13 protein-coding genes are annotated in these 15,177 nt (G+C 68.1%); 3 read left to right on the top strand and 10 right to left on the bottom strand.

Annotated elements, in window-relative coordinates:
* Positions 1-43 precede the first annotated feature (43 nt).
* The 5 genes from CVH10_RS05690 to hmgA form a co-directional block, all read right to left on the bottom strand.
* The gene (locus CVH10_RS05690; protein ID WP_106488065.1) at positions 44-1,546 is read right to left on the bottom strand and encodes an FAD-binding oxidoreductase; all 1,503 of its coding nucleotides are present in this window, start codon (positions 1,544-1,546) and stop codon (positions 44-46) included.
* Between the two features lie 28 nt (positions 1,547-1,574).
* Positions 1,575-3,221: a GMC family oxidoreductase gene (locus CVH10_RS05685; RefSeq protein WP_106488064.1), complete on the bottom strand. Its 1,647-nt coding sequence runs from the start codon at positions 3,219-3,221 to the stop codon at positions 1,575-1,577.
* 353 nt (positions 3,222-3,574) lie between these two features.
* Complete coding sequence (gene maiA, locus CVH10_RS05680) at positions 3,575-4,219, bottom strand: maleylacetoacetate isomerase (RefSeq protein ID WP_106488063.1); 645 nt, start codon at positions 4,217-4,219, stop codon at positions 3,575-3,577.
* Positions 4,220-4,230: 11 nt separating this feature from the next.
* Positions 4,231-5,250, bottom strand: coding sequence for a fumarylacetoacetate hydrolase family protein (locus tag CVH10_RS05675; RefSeq protein ID WP_106488062.1), 1,020 nt, complete (start codon positions 5,248-5,250; stop codon positions 4,231-4,233).
* A gap of 64 nt (positions 5,251-5,314) precedes the next feature.
* Positions 5,315-6,622: a homogentisate 1,2-dioxygenase gene (gene hmgA, locus CVH10_RS05670; RefSeq protein WP_106488061.1), complete on the bottom strand. Its 1,308-nt coding sequence runs from the start codon at positions 6,620-6,622 to the stop codon at positions 5,315-5,317.
* Between the two features lie 124 nt (positions 6,623-6,746).
* Between hmgA and CVH10_RS05665 the strand changes: the two genes are divergently transcribed.
* Positions 6,747-7,211: a MarR family winged helix-turn-helix transcriptional regulator gene (locus CVH10_RS05665; RefSeq protein ID WP_035599282.1), complete on the top strand. Its 465-nt coding sequence runs from the start codon at positions 6,747-6,749 to the stop codon at positions 7,209-7,211.
* A gap of 30 nt (positions 7,212-7,241) precedes the next feature.
* Here CVH10_RS05665 and CVH10_RS05660 read toward each other — a convergent pair whose 3' ends face one another.
* The 5 genes from CVH10_RS05660 to serA form a co-directional block, all read right to left on the bottom strand.
* A complete protein-coding gene (locus CVH10_RS05660) occupies positions 7,242-8,078 on the bottom strand; it encodes an IclR family transcriptional regulator (RefSeq protein WP_035599279.1) in 837 nt (278 codons plus the stop codon).
* A 175-nt stretch (positions 8,079-8,253) separates the two neighbouring features.
* Complete coding sequence (locus tag CVH10_RS05655; RefSeq protein WP_106488060.1) at positions 8,254-9,600, bottom strand: uracil-xanthine permease family protein; 1,347 nt, start codon at positions 9,598-9,600, stop codon at positions 8,254-8,256.
* Positions 9,601-9,674: 74 nt separating this feature from the next.
* Entirely contained in the window at positions 9,675-11,024 is a 1,350-nt protein-coding gene (locus CVH10_RS05650; RefSeq protein WP_106488059.1) for an 8-oxoguanine deaminase, read from the bottom strand.
* 286 nt (positions 11,025-11,310) lie between these two features.
* Positions 11,311-12,291: a rhodanese-related sulfurtransferase gene (locus CVH10_RS05645; RefSeq protein WP_106488058.1), complete on the bottom strand. Its 981-nt coding sequence runs from the start codon at positions 12,289-12,291 to the stop codon at positions 11,311-11,313.
* 153 nt (positions 12,292-12,444) lie between these two features.
* Positions 12,445-13,695 (bottom strand): phosphoglycerate dehydrogenase, encoded by a 1,251-nt coding sequence (gene serA / locus CVH10_RS05640; RefSeq protein ID WP_106488057.1) that lies wholly within the window; start codon positions 13,693-13,695, stop codon positions 12,445-12,447.
* Positions 13,696-13,977: 282 nt separating this feature from the next.
* Between serA and CVH10_RS05635 the strand changes: the two genes are divergently transcribed.
* Positions 13,978-14,280, top strand: coding sequence for an exodeoxyribonuclease VII small subunit (locus CVH10_RS05635; RefSeq protein ID WP_035599268.1), 303 nt, complete (start codon positions 13,978-13,980; stop codon positions 14,278-14,280).
* Complete coding sequence (gene ispA, locus CVH10_RS05630; RefSeq protein WP_052052587.1) at positions 14,267-15,154, top strand: (2E,6E)-farnesyl diphosphate synthase; 888 nt, start codon at positions 14,267-14,269, stop codon at positions 15,152-15,154. The genes CVH10_RS05635 and ispA overlap by 14 nt, the downstream gene beginning before the upstream one ends.
* Positions 15,155-15,177: the final 23 nt, after the last annotated feature.

The raw sequence follows: 15,177 nt of genomic DNA, 5'->3' as shown, positions 1-15,177 counted from the left end.
TGGATCGTCCATGTCGAGACATGGCATCCGCGTCCGGGGCGGGTCAGTGAAGCTTGGCCTCGATCTGGTGCCAGCACTTTCCACCAGTGACCCAGAGTGCATTGAGAGGGCGAGCGGCGAGTATCCTCGAATGCTTGACTCTGGAAAGGATGTCGAAATGGCCCGCTTCACCGCTGATGGCCTTGGCCAGTGACTTGGCGATCAGGTGGGAGGGCGCCACGCCGAAGCCGGCGTATCCCTGGGCGAAGAAGATGTTCGGGTGGCCGGGCAGCTGGCCGACCTGTGGAAAGAGGTTGGCGCCCAGTGCCATGCGACCGCTCCAGGCGTGATCCACCCCGATATCGGCAAGTTGCGGGAACACCTTGCGCAGGTTCTTGCGAAGGTGCCCTTCCAGGTCTCTCGGCAGGTATTCGAGGAAATGCGTGGCACCGCCGAACAACAGCCGGTTGTCCGCGCTGAGACGGTAATAGTCGATGACGGGGCGGTTGTCGCATATCGCGGCGCGTGCCGGCATGAAGGCCCGTATCTGGTCATCGGTCAGGGGTTCCGTCGCGATGCTGAAGGCATTCGTGGTGACGAAGCGCTCGTCCAGGTGCGACTCGAGACCGTCCAGATAGGCATTGCAGGCATAGACCAGCGTATTCGCGGTGACCTTGCCGCCGGACGTATGCACGACGACCTTGTTGCCTTTCTCGACCCGCTCTACGGCCGTGTTCTGATAGAGGCGGACGCCGAGCGCCTGGGCTGCCGTGGCCTCGCCCTGAACGAGATTGAGGGGGTGCAGATAGCCTGATCCTCGATCCAGCAGCCCGCCGACGTAGGGTTCGCCGCGGACCACCTGATGCAGTGCGTCGCCCTCCAGCAGTCGCGTCTCGAAGGGATAGTCCTGCTGCTTCAGGAAGTCCTGCATTTCCTTCAAGGCGGAAAGCCGCTTCTGATCGTAGGCGACCGTACAGTATCCCCAGTTGAAGTCACACTGGATATCGTACTTGTCGATACGCCCCCTCAGCGTCTGGACGGCCTCCAGCCCCATGCCGAAGAGCTGCGAGAACTCATCGGAGGAGAGGTGTTGCTTGATGAGCTCCGGTTCATGCCCGATGCCGCAGATCACCTGCCCGCCGTTGCGTCCGGAACCGCCCCAGCCGATCTCGTTGGCTTCCAGCAGCACCACGTCGATCCCGCGCTCTGCCAGCTCGATGGCGGTATTGACCCCGGTGTAGCCGCCGCCGATGACACAGACGTCCGCTGTTTGATCCGAGGTCAGGAAGGCGGCATCCAAATCATAGTTCGTCGTTGTCTTGTAGTAGTTTCCTGGATCTTTCATCGTGATACCTGTGAAGCCGGATGTGACGAGGTTGAACCTCTCAAGCTCGTCATGATTCTGAAACGGCACATCCACCTCGAGATATCGGCCATATGGCTGATGTCGCGCAAGGCACCCCCCTGTCGACGCCGCCCCTGCCTTGGCTTCGACCGGCACCGAGTCCCGCGACGCCTGGAGCACGCCCCATGGGGGCGACATGCACTCATCTGGCCGCAGCGGCATGTCGCGATTTCCCAGGCTCCGGGGCGGCTTACGCGCTCAGGGGATGGTCGGCCCGACGGGCGTCATCGATGACGATGGCGGCCGCCTTCTCGGCGACAGCGATCGTCGGCGCATTGGTATTGCCACGAGGCAAGGCGGGAAAGACGGAGCAGTCGATCACGCGAAGCCCCTCGAGGCCATGTACCTTGAGCCGGGTATCGACGACGGATGAGGCGGGGGATGGCCCCATGCGGCAGGTGCCGGACGGGTGATACGTGGTCTTGCAGTACTGGCGGACGAACGCCTCGACCTGCGCCGTGGTGGTGCTCGGGGAATCGATGATGGCCTCCGCTCCGGGGGGAGAGAAGATGTCGTCGACGAGAGCGGCGAGCGAGGTGTCCTTGAGGAAGGCGAGGCCGGCCTTGAGCGCGCGGGCCTGAGCCTCGAGGTCTTCCGGGTCTTCCAGGAAACAGGCGTCGATCTCCAGAGGGGCATCCGGGGATGGCGCCGTCAGGCGAACCTGGCCGCGCGAGCTTGGCTGAAGGTGCCCTACCTTGAGCGTTATGCCATGGGTCTTGCCTTCACCAATGCCGTTGGGGTCGTCCCAGGTATCGAGAGCCGGCAGGAAGTGGATCTGCGTATCGAACCGCCCCTCTCCCTGCGTATCGAGAAAGGCGCCGGCCTCCAGGATGTTGGACGTCATCAGTCCCCGCCGGAACATCAGCCATTCGCCGCCGTGTCGCAGCGCCTTCAGGCCGCGATCTTCTCCATACAGCGAGAGGGGGTCCTTGAGGGTGGCGTTGATGGAGAGGTGAATGTGATCCTGCAGGTTGTCACCAACGGGCAGGGAGGCCCGGCAGTCGATGCCGAGGTCGTCCAGGTGCGAGGCATCGCCGATGCCCGATAGCATCAGGATGCGTGGGCTACCGATGGCGCCCGCGGACAGGATGACTTCGCGACCGGCATGGTAGTGAACCTCTTCTCCGCCCTTGATGCTCGCCACCAGCCCTGTCGCCCGATCGCCCTCGAAGAGAAGCCGTTGTACCTGTGCGGAGGTGATGACCGTGAGGCGGGCGCTATGCTTGACCGGCTCGAGATAGGCCTTGGCGGAACTGCAGCGCTCTCCCTTGAAGGTGGTGGTCTGGTAGTAGCCGACGCCCTGGCGAAGGTTGTCGTTGAAGTCGTTGACATAGGGGAGGCCGATTTCCTGCCCCGACCGAATGAAGGCCTGGGTGAGAGGGTGGCGATAGCGGTTCTCGCTGACCTTCAGCGGCCCCTGCGTACCGTGCAACTCGGAAGAGAGGGCCTCGTTCCCTTCCGATTCGATGAACCAGGGAAGAAGGTCATCGTAGCCCCAGCCTTCGCAGCCGTATTCACTGACCCAGCGGTCATAGTCTTCCCGGTGCCCGCGAACGTAGACCATGCCATTGACGGAGCTGCTGCCACCCAGCAGCTTGCCTTGCGCGATGGACATGCTGCGGTTGCCCGTCGCGGGGTGGGGAGCCGTCATGTACTCCCAGGTCTTGATCGGAATCGCCTTGCCGACGGCGGCGGGCATTCTCACCAGCAGAGAGCTGTCTTGTCCGCCGGCTTCCAGCAGCAGCACACGGGCATCGGTTTGCTCTATCAGCCGGTGAGCCAGGACGCATCCTGCCGACCCGGCACCCACGACGATATAGTCGAAATGCTTGTTCATCTTGTCTCTCCCTGAGTTCGGGCATCGTGGAGATGCCTCCCGGATTCCCAGGGAGACGCTAAGGGATGTATGGGGATTTTATTGACCCTGCCTGCCAGCGCCTTGACTCAGCGTGCCATCGGGAAAATTATCCTTTCCTTATAAGCGGTTAGGCGAATGAGACTTTGGTGGTGCGGCGATCACTCCTGCCAAGGGGCTGTCACGCACGCTGGGATGCCGCCGATGCATGGCGGATACTGGGGGAGGCGTGTGAGGAAGTGGAGAAGATGGAGAGGATGGAGAAGATGGAGAGGATGGAGAAGAGCGTCGCCTGAACGACGCCCTTCACCCTTCATCCCTGACGCATTTCGAGCTCAGCGCGCGTCCGGCTGCTCGCCCGGGGCGGCGCGCCGGAAGGCGTCGAGGGCACGGGCATTGTCGGCGATGCGTCGGATGCGTGGGTAGGCCGAGAGGTCACACTCGAAGCGCTCGGCGTTGAACACCTGGGGCACCAGGCAGGCGTCGGCCAGGGTCGGGGCGTCGCCGTGGCAGAACTGGCCGCTGCCGGCCTCGCGGCTGAGCATCGCCTCCAGCGCGGTGAAGCCCTCATGGACCCAGTGGCGATACCAGCCAAGCCTGGCGGCCTCGTCGACGCCGAGCTCACCGGTCAGGTACTTGAGCACCCGCAGGTTGTTCGGCGGGTGCATCTCGCAGGCCACCAGCTGGGCCAGGGCGCGCACCCGGGCGCGCTCGGCGGGGGCCTCGGGCAGCAGCGCCGGCTCGGGGTGGACCTCTTCCAGGTACTCGCAGATGGCCAGCGACTGGGTCAGCCGCAGACCGTCGTCGGTGACCAGCGTCGGCACCAGCCCCTGGGGATTGTCGGCCAGATAGCCTTCGCCGCGCTGCTCGCCGGCCACCAGGTCGATCGGGGCCTGGTCGTAGGCCAGCCCCTTGAGGTTCAGCGCGATGCGCACCCGATAGGCGGCGGACGAGCGGAAATAGCCGTAGAGCGTGGTCATGGCCGGCCTCCTCAGTTCGCCTCGTGCTTCACGACCCGCTGGTCGATGGCGCCGAAGATGCTCCGGCCCTCGCGGTCGAACATCTCGATGCGCACCCGGTCGCCGAAGTGCATGAAGGGGGTGCGGCTCTCGCCGTGGAGGATCTTCTCGACCATGCGCACCTCGGCCAGGCAGCTGTAGCCCACGCCGCCGTCGACGACCGGCTTGCCGGGGCCGCCGTCGGCGTCGGGGTTGGAGACGGTGCCCGAGCCGATCACCGCGCCGGCGGCCAGGTGGCGGGTGCGGGCGGCGTGGGCGACCAGCTCGGGGAAGCCGAAGATCATGTCCGGGCCGGCCTCGGGCTCGCCGAACTTCTCGCCGTTGAGGTGCACGGTCAGCGGCAGGTGGACGCGGCCGTCCTTCCAGCTCTCGCCCAGCTCGTCCGGGGTCACGCAGATCGGCGAGAAGCTGGAGGCCGGCTTGGCCTGGAAGAAGCCGAAGCCCTTGGCCAGCTCGCCCGGGATCAGGCCGCGCAGGCTGACGTCGTTGACCAGCATGATCAGCTTGATGTGGCCGGCGGCCTGCTCCGGCGTCACCGCCATCGGCACGTCGTCGGTGATCACGGCGAGCTCGCCCTCGAAGTCGATGCCGTGGTCCTCGCTGACCGCCTCGATGTCCTCGGTGGGCGCCAGGAAGCTGTCGCCGCCGCCCTGGTACATCAGCGGGTCGGTCCAGAAGGTCTCGGGCATCTCGGCGTCGCGGGCGCGGCGTACCAGCTGCACGTGGTTGAGGTAGGCGGAGCCGTCGGCCCAGTGGTAGGTGCGCGGCAGCGGCGAGTGCAGGGCGGCCATGTCGAGGTCGAAGGCGCCCTCGGCGCGACCGGCGTTGAGCGCCGTGTAGCGCTCCTCGAGGCGCGGGGCGAGCTCGTCCCAGCGCTCGATCGCCTGCTGCAGGGTGGCGGCGATGTCGGTGGCGCGCACGGCGCGGGTCAGATCACGGGAGACGACGATCAGTTCGCCGTCGCGGCCGACGTTCAGGGTGGCGAGTTTCATGGTGGCGTTCCTGTTATTGAGGTCGTGTTGAGTGCGTTGTCAGGGGGATTGGCGACGGCGGAACTCAGCGCTTGTCCGGATCGAAGTGCGAGGCCAGCCCCTGCCACACGTCGACGTAGTCGCGCTGGCGGAAGTCCGCCGCCAGCGCCGTCTCGGTGGGCTGGAAGACGTAGCGGCTCTCGAACATGAAGGCCAGGGTGTCGCCCTGATACTGGGGCTCGAGCTCGGCCTGGGTGGCCTTGTCGAAGGTCTCGGCGTCGGGGCCGTGGGGCGACATGGCGTTGTGCAGGCTGGCGCCGCCGGGCAGGAAACCCTCCGCCTTGGCGTCGTATTCGCCGTGGATCAGGCCCATGAATTCGCTCATCAGGTTGCGATGGAAGTAGGGCGGGCGGAAGGTGTCCTCGGCCACCATCCAGCGCGGCGGGAAGATCACGAAGTCGAGGTTGGCGGTGCCGGCGGTGTCCGACGGCGAGGTCAGCACGGTGAAGATCGACGGGTCGGGATGGTCGAAGCTCACCGTGTTGACGGTGTTGAAGTTGGCCAGGTCGTACTTGTAGGGCGCGTAGTTGCCGTGCCAGGCCACCACGTCCAGCGGTGAATGATCGAGCCGGGTGCGCCAGAAGCGCCCGGAGAACTTGGCCACGAGCTCGATGTCGCCCTCGACCTCTTCAAAGGCGGCCACCGGGGCCAGGAAGTCGCGCGGGTTGGCCAGGCCGTTGGCGCCGATCGGCCCCAGGCTGGGCAGCTCGAAGGGGCTTCCATAGTTCTCGCAGACGTAGCCCCGGGCCTGCTCGCAGCCCTGGGCCAGGCGCACCTGGAACTTGACCCCACGCGGGATCACCGCGATCTCGCCGTTGCCGATCTCGAGCTCGCCGAACTCGGTGCGCAGCCGCAGGGCGCCGAGCTGGGGCACGATCAGCAGCTCGCCGTCGGCGTCATAGAAGAAGCGTTCGGTCATGTCGCGGTTGCAGGCGTAGAGATGCACGCCGCAGCCGGTCTGGGTGGCGGCGTCGCCGTTGACGGCGACGGTCAGCAGGCCGTCGAGGAAGTCGGTGGGCGTCTCGGGCAGCGGCAGCGGGTCCCAGCGCATCTGGTTGGGGTCGGCGGCGGGGCGCGCCGGCGGCGCGGTCGCCACGCGGCCGGCATCGAGCGGCTCGTAGGCGCTCTGGGCCACCGAGGGGCGGATGCGATACAGCCAGCTGCGCAGGTTGTGCGAGCGCGGCGCGGTGAAGGCCGAACCGGAGAGCTGCTCGGCGTAGAGGCCGTAAGGGCAGCGCTGGGGCGAGTTCTGGCCCTCGGGCAGCGCGCCCGGCAGCGCCTCGCTGGCGAAGTGGTTGCGAAAGCCCGGCTGATGGTCGAGCGATGTTGTCATTGTGTTGCCCTCGCGGGATATGGTTTCAAATGAAACTATATGGGCAGGCTAGCTCCCATTGGTTTCATATGCAACCATCACGCGACCTTGGTAGCACGCCCGACACCGCCCCGACGAGATGCCCATGACGCCCGATGACGCCCCCGCGGAACGCTTCGACCTCGACCAGTTCCTGCCCTATCGCCTCAACCACCTGGCCGATCGCATCAGCCAGGCGCTGGCGCGCCTCTACGAGACCCGCCACGACCTGACCGTGGCCCAGTGGCGGGTGCTGGCCTGGCTGCATCATCGCGAGGAGCTGACCGCCAAGCAGATTCGCGAGGCCACGCGCATGGACAAGGCGCGAGTCTCGCGGGCGGTGCAGGGGCTGGAGGCGCGGGAGCTGATCCGCCGGCGGCCTTCGCCGGAGGACCAGCGCCGCCACGAGCTCAGGCTGACCGCGGCGGGCGAGGCGCTGCTGGCGGCGCTGATTCCCGAGGCGCGGGCCTGGGAGGCGGCGCTGGTGGCGCCGCTGTCGATCGAGGAGTATCGCCAGCTGTTCGAGCTGATGGCTCGGCTGGAGAGTCAGCTGACGAAGCTGGAGTCGTAGGCAGAAAGGCCCGGCGGTGCCGGGCGCGGATCAGGCCGGCAGCTCGTCGGCGGCGGGAATGCGGCCGCCCAGCCGGGCGGTGATTTCCTCGGCGGCCTCGCGGATCTGCGCGCCGAGCTCGTCCAGGCGCTCCTCGGGGATCCGCGCCTTGGGGCCGGAGACCGAGATGGCGGCCAGCGGAGTGCCCTGCTCGTCGTGGATGCAGGCGGCCACGCACTGCAGGCCGATGGCGTGCTCCTCGCGGTCGCAGGCGTAGCCCTGGCGGCGGATCTCGGCCAGGCTCTCGCGCAGCGTCACCGGGTCGTGGAGGGTGTTGACGGTCACCCGTGCCAGGCCGCGTTCGTCGAGCACCCGCTCCAGCTCGTCGTCGGGCAGCCAGGCCATCAGCGCCTTGCCCACGCCGGAGGCGTGCAGCGGCGCCCGGGAGCCCAGGCGGGTGATCATGCGCATCATCTGCGGCGATTCGCTCTGGGCCAGGAACACCGCGGTGCTGCCGTCGCGCACGCCGAGGTTGGCGGTCTCGCCGGTCTGGGCGGTCAGCCGGCGCAGGAAGGGCCGGCTGGCGGCGACGAAGTCGCGGGCCTCGAGGAAGCTGTTGCCGATGCGGAAGGTCTTGACGTCGATCTTCCACAGCCCGAGCTCGTTGTCCTGGGTGATGAAGCCCTGGCTCTGCAGGGCCTGGAGCAGCCGATGGGTGGTGGAGGGGGCGAGGTCGGCCTGCTCGGCGATCTCGGACAGCGCCAGGCCGCCGGGATTGCCCGCCAGGCGCTCCAGCAGGTTGAGTCCGCGCACCAGAGACTGGCTGTGACCGCCGCTGCCCTTGCCGGTTGCCGGGCGTCCCGCCGTTCTGCGCTTGCCTTCACTCACTGCCTGATCTCCTGCTGCGACTGCTCGAGTAGTCTTGCAGCATACCGCGTCATGCTTGGCCTGTCTCGCCAGCGGAAATGGTTTCCAACTCGCCGGCCTGAGCGGAAGGGACAAACGAGACGGCCGCCTCGGGCGAGGCGGCCGGGAGTGCGCCGTGGAATGGCGGGGAACGCGGTCAGACGTCGTTGCGGAACACGCGGTCGCTGCCGGGCAGCACCAGGTTGAGCACGATGGCGCACAGCGCGCCGGGGATCAGCCCGGACTCGATGATCGCCTGGACGTTGTCGGAGAGCCCGGCGTAGAGCCCTTCCTGGGCCGGCAGGCCGATGGCCGCCGACAGCGAGACGCCGATGATCACCATGTTGCGCTTGTTGAAGTCGATGTGGGACAGCATCTTGATGCCGGCGCTGGCGATCATGCCGAACATGATCAGCACGGCGCCGCCCAGCACGGCATTGGGAATGCTCGAGATCACCCCGCCGAGCTTGGGCAGCAGCCCCGCCAGCACCAGGAAGACGCCGCCGATGGCCACCACGAAGCGGCTGACCACGCCGGTCAGCGCCACCATGCCGACGTTCTGGCTGAAGCTGATCTGCGGGAAGGCGTTGAAAACGGCGGCGAACACGCTGGCCAGGCCATCGGCCATCACCCCGCCGGAGAGCTCCTTGTGGGTCGGTTCGCGATCCATGCCCCCGGCGGTGGTGCCGACGATGTCGCCGATCGACTCGGCGCAGGTCACCACCGCCAGCAGCACCACCGGCAGGATGGCGGCCAGGTGGAACTCCAGGCCGATGGTCAGCGGCATGGGCAGCGAGACCCAGTCCGCCGAGGCGATCTGGCCGACGTCCACCAGGCCGAAGACGGTGGCCGTCACGTAGCCCGCGACCAGGCCGATCAGCGGCGCGGCCTCGGACCAGATGCCGCGGCCGAACTGGTGCAGCCCCAGGGTGACCAGCAGCACCAGCGCCGCCAGCAGCAGGTTGTGCAGGGCGCCGAAGTCTTCGGCACCGAAGCCGCCGCCGGCGTAGGCGAAGCCCACCGGCATCAGCAGGGTGCCGAGCATGATCACGAAGGTGCCGGTGACCACCGGCGGGAACAGGAAGCGGAACCAGGGCAAAAAGAGCCCCACCAGCGCCATGGCGATGCCGCCACACAGCGCCGCACCGAGCGCCGCCGGCAGGCCCATGCCCACGGCGATGGGAATCAGCACCGGCACGAAGCCGAAGCTGGTGCCCATGACGATCGGCAGGCGGGCGCCGATCGGCCCCAGCCCCAGCGACTGCACCAGGGTCGCGATGCCGGCCACGAACATCGCCGCCTGAATCATGAAGGCGGTCTGGTCCTCAGGCAGGTCGGCGGCGCCGGCGATGATGATCGGCACGGTGACGTTGCCGACGAACATCGCCAGCACGTGCTGCAGCCCCAGCGGGATGGCCCGGCGCAGGGGCGGCATGGCATTGACGTCGTGGGTGCTGCGCACCCGTGGTGTAGCCGCCTCGCCGGCGGTCTCGGGGGTCGACATGGTGGTGGCTCCTGTTGTCGTTGTTGAAGCGGAAACCCTGTGATGTGTCCTGTCGCTTTACTGGTTACCGTTCGCTACGCCCTCAGCGCCCGGGCCGCGCGGTCGTGGCGGGCCATCAGGTCGGCGAGGTCGACGCCCAGTGGCTGGCCCTCGGCCACCCGCCACCGGCCGGCGACCATCACCCGGTCGGCGCGGTGGGCGCCGCACAGCAGCAGGGCGGCGACGGGATTCTCGGCGCCGGAGAAGCGGGCCTCGTCGAGGCGGAACAGCGCCAGGTCGGCCTGCTGGCCGGGCGCCAGGCCGCCGATGTCGTCGCGGCCCAGGCAGCCGGCCGAGCCGCGGGTCGCCCAGCGGATCACGTCATCGTGGCTGACCTCGCTCGGCGCGTAGCGCAGCCGGCCGAGCAGCAGCGCCTGGCGCATCTCCTCGGCGAGGTTGGAATGGTCGTTGGAGGCCGAGCCGTCCACCGCCAGGCCCACCGGGCAGCCGGCGGCCTCCAGCTCCAGGGTGCGGCACAGCCCCGAGCCCAGCACCATGTTCGACGACGGGCAGTGGGCGATGCCGGTGCCGGCGGCGCCGAGCCGGGCGATCTCGCCGCCGTCGAAGTGGATGCCGTGGGCCAGCCAGGTGCGCGACGAGAGCCAGCCGGTGGCCTCCAGATAGTCCAGCGGGCGCATGCCGAACAGCCGCTCGCAGTAGGCGGTCTCGTCCTCGGTCTCGGCCAGGTGGGTGTGCAGTCGCACGTCCCTGGCCTCGGCCAGCCGCGCGCTCTCCTGCATCAGCTCGCGGCTCACCGAGAACGGCGAGCACGGCGCCAGGGCGATGGTGGTCATGGCGCCGTCGCCGCGCTGATGATAGGCGTCGATCAGCCGCGCGCTCTCGTCGAGGATGGTGCGCTCGTCCTGCACCACCGACTGCGGCGGCAGGCCGCCGTCGTCGCGGCCCACGCTCATCGAGCCTCGGGTCAGGGCGGCGCGCACGCCGAGCCGGCGGGCGGTCGCCACCTGAACGTCGATGGCGTGTTCAAGCGCGCCGGAGAACACGTAGTGGTGGTCGGCCACGGTGGTGCAGCCGCTCATCAGCAGCTCGACCATGGCCAGCTCGCTGGCGACTTCCAGCTGCTCCTCGGTGAGGTTGGCCCAGACGTCGTAGAGCGTCGTCAGCCAGGGGAACAGTTCCTTGTTCAGCGCCGGCGAATAGGCGCGAGTCAGGGTCTGATAGAAGTGGTGGTGGGTGTTCACCAGGCCGGGCAGCAGCACTTGCTGCGAGGCGTCGAAGCTGGCATCGATCGGCATGGCGGGCGTGGCGCCCGCCGGCACGGCCTCGACGATGCGCTCATCGCGGATCACCACCCCGCCGGCGGCGGCGGGATCGCTGCAGGCACGCGGGTGGCGAATCCACAGGGTCTGGGCATTGGCGGTCATGTTGTCCTCCCGAGGGTGCGGTGGACAACAAAGGGTTACCCAAGCCCCGTCAGGCATCGGCGCGGAGTCTTGGTTCAGGTGCCTTTGTTGTGTTGTGTACGGCGCTTGTGTCGCATGCCTGAACAGTATTGTGTACAACCTGGGGCGCTGTCGAGCCCGTCTCACGACGAAAGTCTTAGAAAGTCTAACGGAGCCGGGCGTTTTCGCCCGGCCAACAAAACCGCCGCGTCGAGGACGCGGCGGTGGCGAGGGGCAAGGCCGACGGCGCCCGGGGCGCCGTGACGGCTCAGTGGGTGTCGTCGGCGGTCGGCCGGGCTGCCGGCTTCATCTGCCTCGGATCGCGGCCCAGCGGATGCGGCTCGCCGCGTTCCTTAGCCAGGCGGATCTGTTTCTGGCGCTCGCGGGCGGCGGCGCGGGTCTTCTCCGGCAGCGAGTCGAAGCAGTGCGGGCAGCTGACGCCGGGCTCGTAGGTCTCGGCCTGCTGGTCCTCGGCGGAGATCGGCATGCGGCAGGCGTGGCACTGGTCGTACTCGCCCTCGCTGAGGTCGTGGCGCACGGTCACGCGGTTGTCGAACACGAAGCAGTCGCCGCGCCACATCGATTGGTCCTCGGGTACCTTCTCCAGGTAGTTGAGGATGCCCCCCTTGAGGTGGAAGACCTCCTCGAAGCCCTCGTTGAGCATGAAGCTGGAGGCCTTCTCGCAGCGGATGCCGCCGGTGCAGAACATCGCCACCTTCTTGTGGCGGCTGGGGTCGTAGTGCGCCTTCACGTACTCCGGAAATTCGCGGAACGACTTGGTCTGCGGGTCGACGGCGCCCTCGAAGGAGCCGATGGCGACCTCGTAGTCGTTGCGGGTGTCGATCACCAGCACCTCGGGATCATTGATCACCGCGTTCCATTCCTCGGGATCGACGTAGGTGCCGACGGTGTCGTTGGGATCGACGCCGGGCACGCCCATGGTCACGATCTCGCGCTTGAGCTTGACCTTGGTGCGGTAGAAGGGGTGCTCGTCGCAGAAGGATTCCTTGTGATCGACGTCGGCCAGGCGCGGGTCGCGGGCCAGCCAGGCGAGCAGGGCGTCGATGCCCTCGCGGGTGCCGGACACGGTGCCGTTGATGCCCTCGCGGGCCAGCAGCAGGGTGCCTTTCACGTCGTGCTCGAGCATGGCCTGGCGCAGGGGCTCGCGCAGGTCTTCGAAGTCGTCGAGGGTGACGAACTTGTACAGGGCGGCAACGACGATGCCCCCCGTGGTCTGAGGTGTGGTCATGGTGATCTCCTGGTTGTCGTCCTCGCAAAGGACGGACCGGGTTGGGGTGGCGGCATTCTACCCCTCCGCCGACGCGTGCGCATCCCGAGCCCGGACGCAACGACCCCGGCGCGGGGCCGGGGTCGTCAGCGGGGCGAGAGGGCTGTCGGGCGATCAGCCCTCGAAGCTGGTCTCGGAGTAGAGCACCCGCACGCGCTTGGTGTGGACGACCTGGCTCAGGGCGTCCAGCGCCTTCTGGCCGTAGTCCTTGTTGACGTCGATCACCACGTAGCCGATGCGATCGTTGGTCTGCAGGTACTGGCCGAGGATGTTGATGTCGTTCTCGGACAGCACCTTGTTGATCTCGGACATCACGCCCGGCACGTTGTCGTGGATGTGCAGCAGGCGATGCTTGCCCGGGTGCGAGGGCAGCGCCACCTCGGGGAAGTTGACCGAGGTGATGGTGGTGCCGTTGTCGGAGTAGGTCACCAGCTTCTCGGCGACCTCGATGCCGATGTTCTCCTGGGCCTCCAGGGTGGAGCCGCCGATGTGCGGAGTGAGGATGACGTTGGCCAGGCCGCGCAGCGGGCTGACGAACTCCTCGTTGTTGCCCTTGGGCTCGACCGGGAAGACGTCCACGGCGGCGCCGTTGAGGCGGCCGGCGCGGAGCGCCTCGGCCAGCGCCTCGATCACCACCACGCTGCCGCGGGAGGCGTTGATCAGGATGCTGCCCGGCTTCATCAGCGCGATCTGCTCCTCGCCGATCATCCAGCGGGTGGAGGGCAGGTCCGGCACGTGCAGGCTGACGATGTCGGCGCGGGCCAGCAGCTCCTCGAGGCTACCCACCTGGCGGGCGTTGCCCATGCCCAGCTTGGTCACCACGTCGTAGTAGATGACGTCGAAGCCGAGCGATTCGGCCAGCACCGAGAGCTGGGCGCCGATGCTGCCGTAGCCGACGATGCCGAGCACCTTGCCGCGGGCCTCGTGGGAATTCTTGGCCGACTTCAGCCAGCCGCCCTCGTGGGCACGGGTGCTCTTCTCGGGGATGCCGCGCAGCAGCATGATCGATTCGGCCAGTACCAGCTCGGCCACCGAGCGGGTGTTGGAGTAGGGCGCATTGAAGACCGGGATGCCACGCACCAGGGCCGCGTCCAGGTCGACCTGGTTGGTGCCGATGCAGAAGCAGCCCACGGCCACCAGTTTCTCGGCGGCGCTGAACACGCGCTCGTTGAGCTGGGTACGAGAGCGGAGGCCGATGAAGTGGACGTCGCGGATCTTCTCGATCAGCGTTTCCTCGTCCAGCGAGGTCGGCAGGTGCTCGATGTTGGTGTACCCGGCGTTGAGGAAGTGGTCCACCGCGCTCTGGTGGATGCCCTCGAGCAGCAGGATCTTGATCTTGCTCTTGTCCAGGGACGTCTTGGCCATGGTCGAATCAACCCTTCTACGGTGCGCGCCGCATGCCGCTCAGGCCGGTGCTGGAGCCCTCCGGAAGGGCGGTAGCCTGAACCGCTGTCGGCTCGAAATGAGGTGGCTCATGCTACCACAGCGCGGAAATCCCAGGATGAAAATGCTGCGTCGCCGACTTGAGCCACGTGCATGATGAGGCGCGCAGCGGGACCGTCGGCCGGGATGCGCGGGGCAGACGACCCCCGGGGGGGAGCGTGTATACTGTCGCCCTCATGGTGGGAGCGACCGACGAGGAAAGCCATGGCGGAACAGCAAAGCCGTCCCCCGGACGAGGCCGATGGCCGGACCAGCGACGAGTCCGCGCCGGCAGACTTCGCCGCGACCGTCGAGCGCCTGGAGGCGCTGGTGGAGCGGCTGGAGTCCGGCGAACTGACGCTGGAGGGTTCGCTGGACGCCTTCGAGCAAGGCGTGCGCCTGACCCGTGACGCCCAGCGCCGCCTCGACGAGGCCGAACTCAAGGTGCGCACCCTGACCGAAGGCGAGGGCGGCGGCATCGACTTGCAGCCCTTCGCCCCGCCCGCGGAGGACGATGGTGAACGCTGACACCCTGGTGGCGCGACTGGCCGCCGATCGCGCACGGGCCGATGCCCGCCTGGAGACGCTCTTCGCCCGCCCGACGGTCGCCGATGCCCGCCTCGAGGCGGCGATGCGCCACGGCGTGCTGGTCGGCGGCAAGCGGCTGCGGCCGGTGCTGGTCTACGCCGCCGGCCGCGCCCTGGGCGCCGCCGATGCCGAGCTGGACGCCCCGGCCGCGGCCCTGGAGCTGATCCACGCCTACTCGCTGGTCCACGACGACCTGCCGGCGATGGACGACGACGACCTGCGCCGTGGCCAGCCCACGGTGCATCGCGCCTATGACGAGGCCACGGCGATCCTCGCCGGCGACGCCCTCCAGGCGCTGGCCTTCGAGGTGCTGGCCGAGACCGCCCATCCGCGGCTGCCGGCGATGATCGCCACCCTGGCCCACGCCGCCGGCCGCGACGGCATGGTCGCCGGCCAGGCGCTGGACCTGGCCGCGGTGGGCGGCCACCCTGACGTCACCGCGCTGGCCACCATGCATCGCCACAAGACCGGCGCGTTGATCCGCGCCGCGGTGCGCCTGGGGGGGCTGGTCGCGGTGACCGAGGACGATCCCCGGCTGGCCGCCCTGGAGCGCTACGCCGAGGCCATCGGCCTGGCCTTCCAGGTCCACGACGACGTGCTCGACGTCACCGGCGATACCGCTACCCTGGGCAAGGCCTCCGGCGCAGACGCCGCCCGCGACAAGCCCACCTACCCGAGCCTGCTGGGCCTCGAGGGCGCCCGCGCCCGGGCCGATGAGCTGGTCGAGGAAGGCGTGGCGGCGCTGGCGCCGCTGGGCGACGCCGCCGCGCCCCTGGCCGAGCTGGCCCGATACATGATCGAGCGTGACCACTGAGGCGGCCCCCGGCCGCCCTGACA

The sequence above is a fragment of the Halomonas sp. ND22Bw genome (assembly GCF_003011945.1).
Lineage (GTDB): Bacteria > Pseudomonadota > Gammaproteobacteria > Pseudomonadales > Halomonadaceae > Halomonas > Halomonas halophila.
This window is presented reverse-complemented; position numbering and strand designations above follow the sequence as displayed.

Excerpts from the sequence above, each read along its gene's own strand:
- CVH10_RS05690 (WP_106488065.1), bottom strand. The coding sequence starts at position 1,546 with ATGCCGCTGCGGCCAGATGAGTGCATGTCGCCCCCATGGGGCGTGCTC.
- CVH10_RS05685 (WP_106488064.1), bottom strand. The coding sequence starts at position 3,221 with ATGAACAAGCATTTCGACTATATCGTCGTGGGTGCCGGGTCGGCAGGA.
- maiA (WP_106488063.1), bottom strand. The coding sequence starts at position 4,219 with ATGACCACGCTCTACGGCTATTTCCGCTCGTCCGCCGCCTATCGGGTG.
- CVH10_RS05675 (WP_106488062.1), bottom strand. The coding sequence starts at position 5,250 with ATGAAACTCGCCACCCTGAACGTCGGCCGCGACGGCGAACTGATCGTC.
- hmgA (WP_106488061.1), bottom strand. The coding sequence starts at position 6,622 with ATGACAACATCGCTCGACCATCAGCCGGGCTTTCGCAACCACTTCGCC.
- CVH10_RS05665 (WP_035599282.1), top strand. The coding sequence starts at position 6,747 with ATGACGCCCGATGACGCCCCCGCGGAACGCTTCGACCTCGACCAGTTC.
- CVH10_RS05655 (WP_106488060.1), bottom strand. The coding sequence starts at position 9,600 with ATGTCGACCCCCGAGACCGCCGGCGAGGCGGCTACACCACGGGTGCGC.
- CVH10_RS05650 (WP_106488059.1), bottom strand. The coding sequence starts at position 11,024 with ATGACCGCCAATGCCCAGACCCTGTGGATTCGCCACCCGCGTGCCTGC.
- CVH10_RS05645 (WP_106488058.1), bottom strand. The coding sequence starts at position 12,291 with ATGACCACACCTCAGACCACGGGGGGCATCGTCGTTGCCGCCCTGTAC.
- serA (WP_106488057.1), bottom strand. The coding sequence starts at position 13,695 with ATGGCCAAGACGTCCCTGGACAAGAGCAAGATCAAGATCCTGCTGCTC.
- CVH10_RS05635 (WP_035599268.1), top strand. The coding sequence starts at position 13,978 with ATGGCGGAACAGCAAAGCCGTCCCCCGGACGAGGCCGATGGCCGGACC.
- ispA (WP_052052587.1), top strand. The coding sequence starts at position 14,267 with ATGGTGAACGCTGACACCCTGGTGGCGCGACTGGCCGCCGATCGCGCA.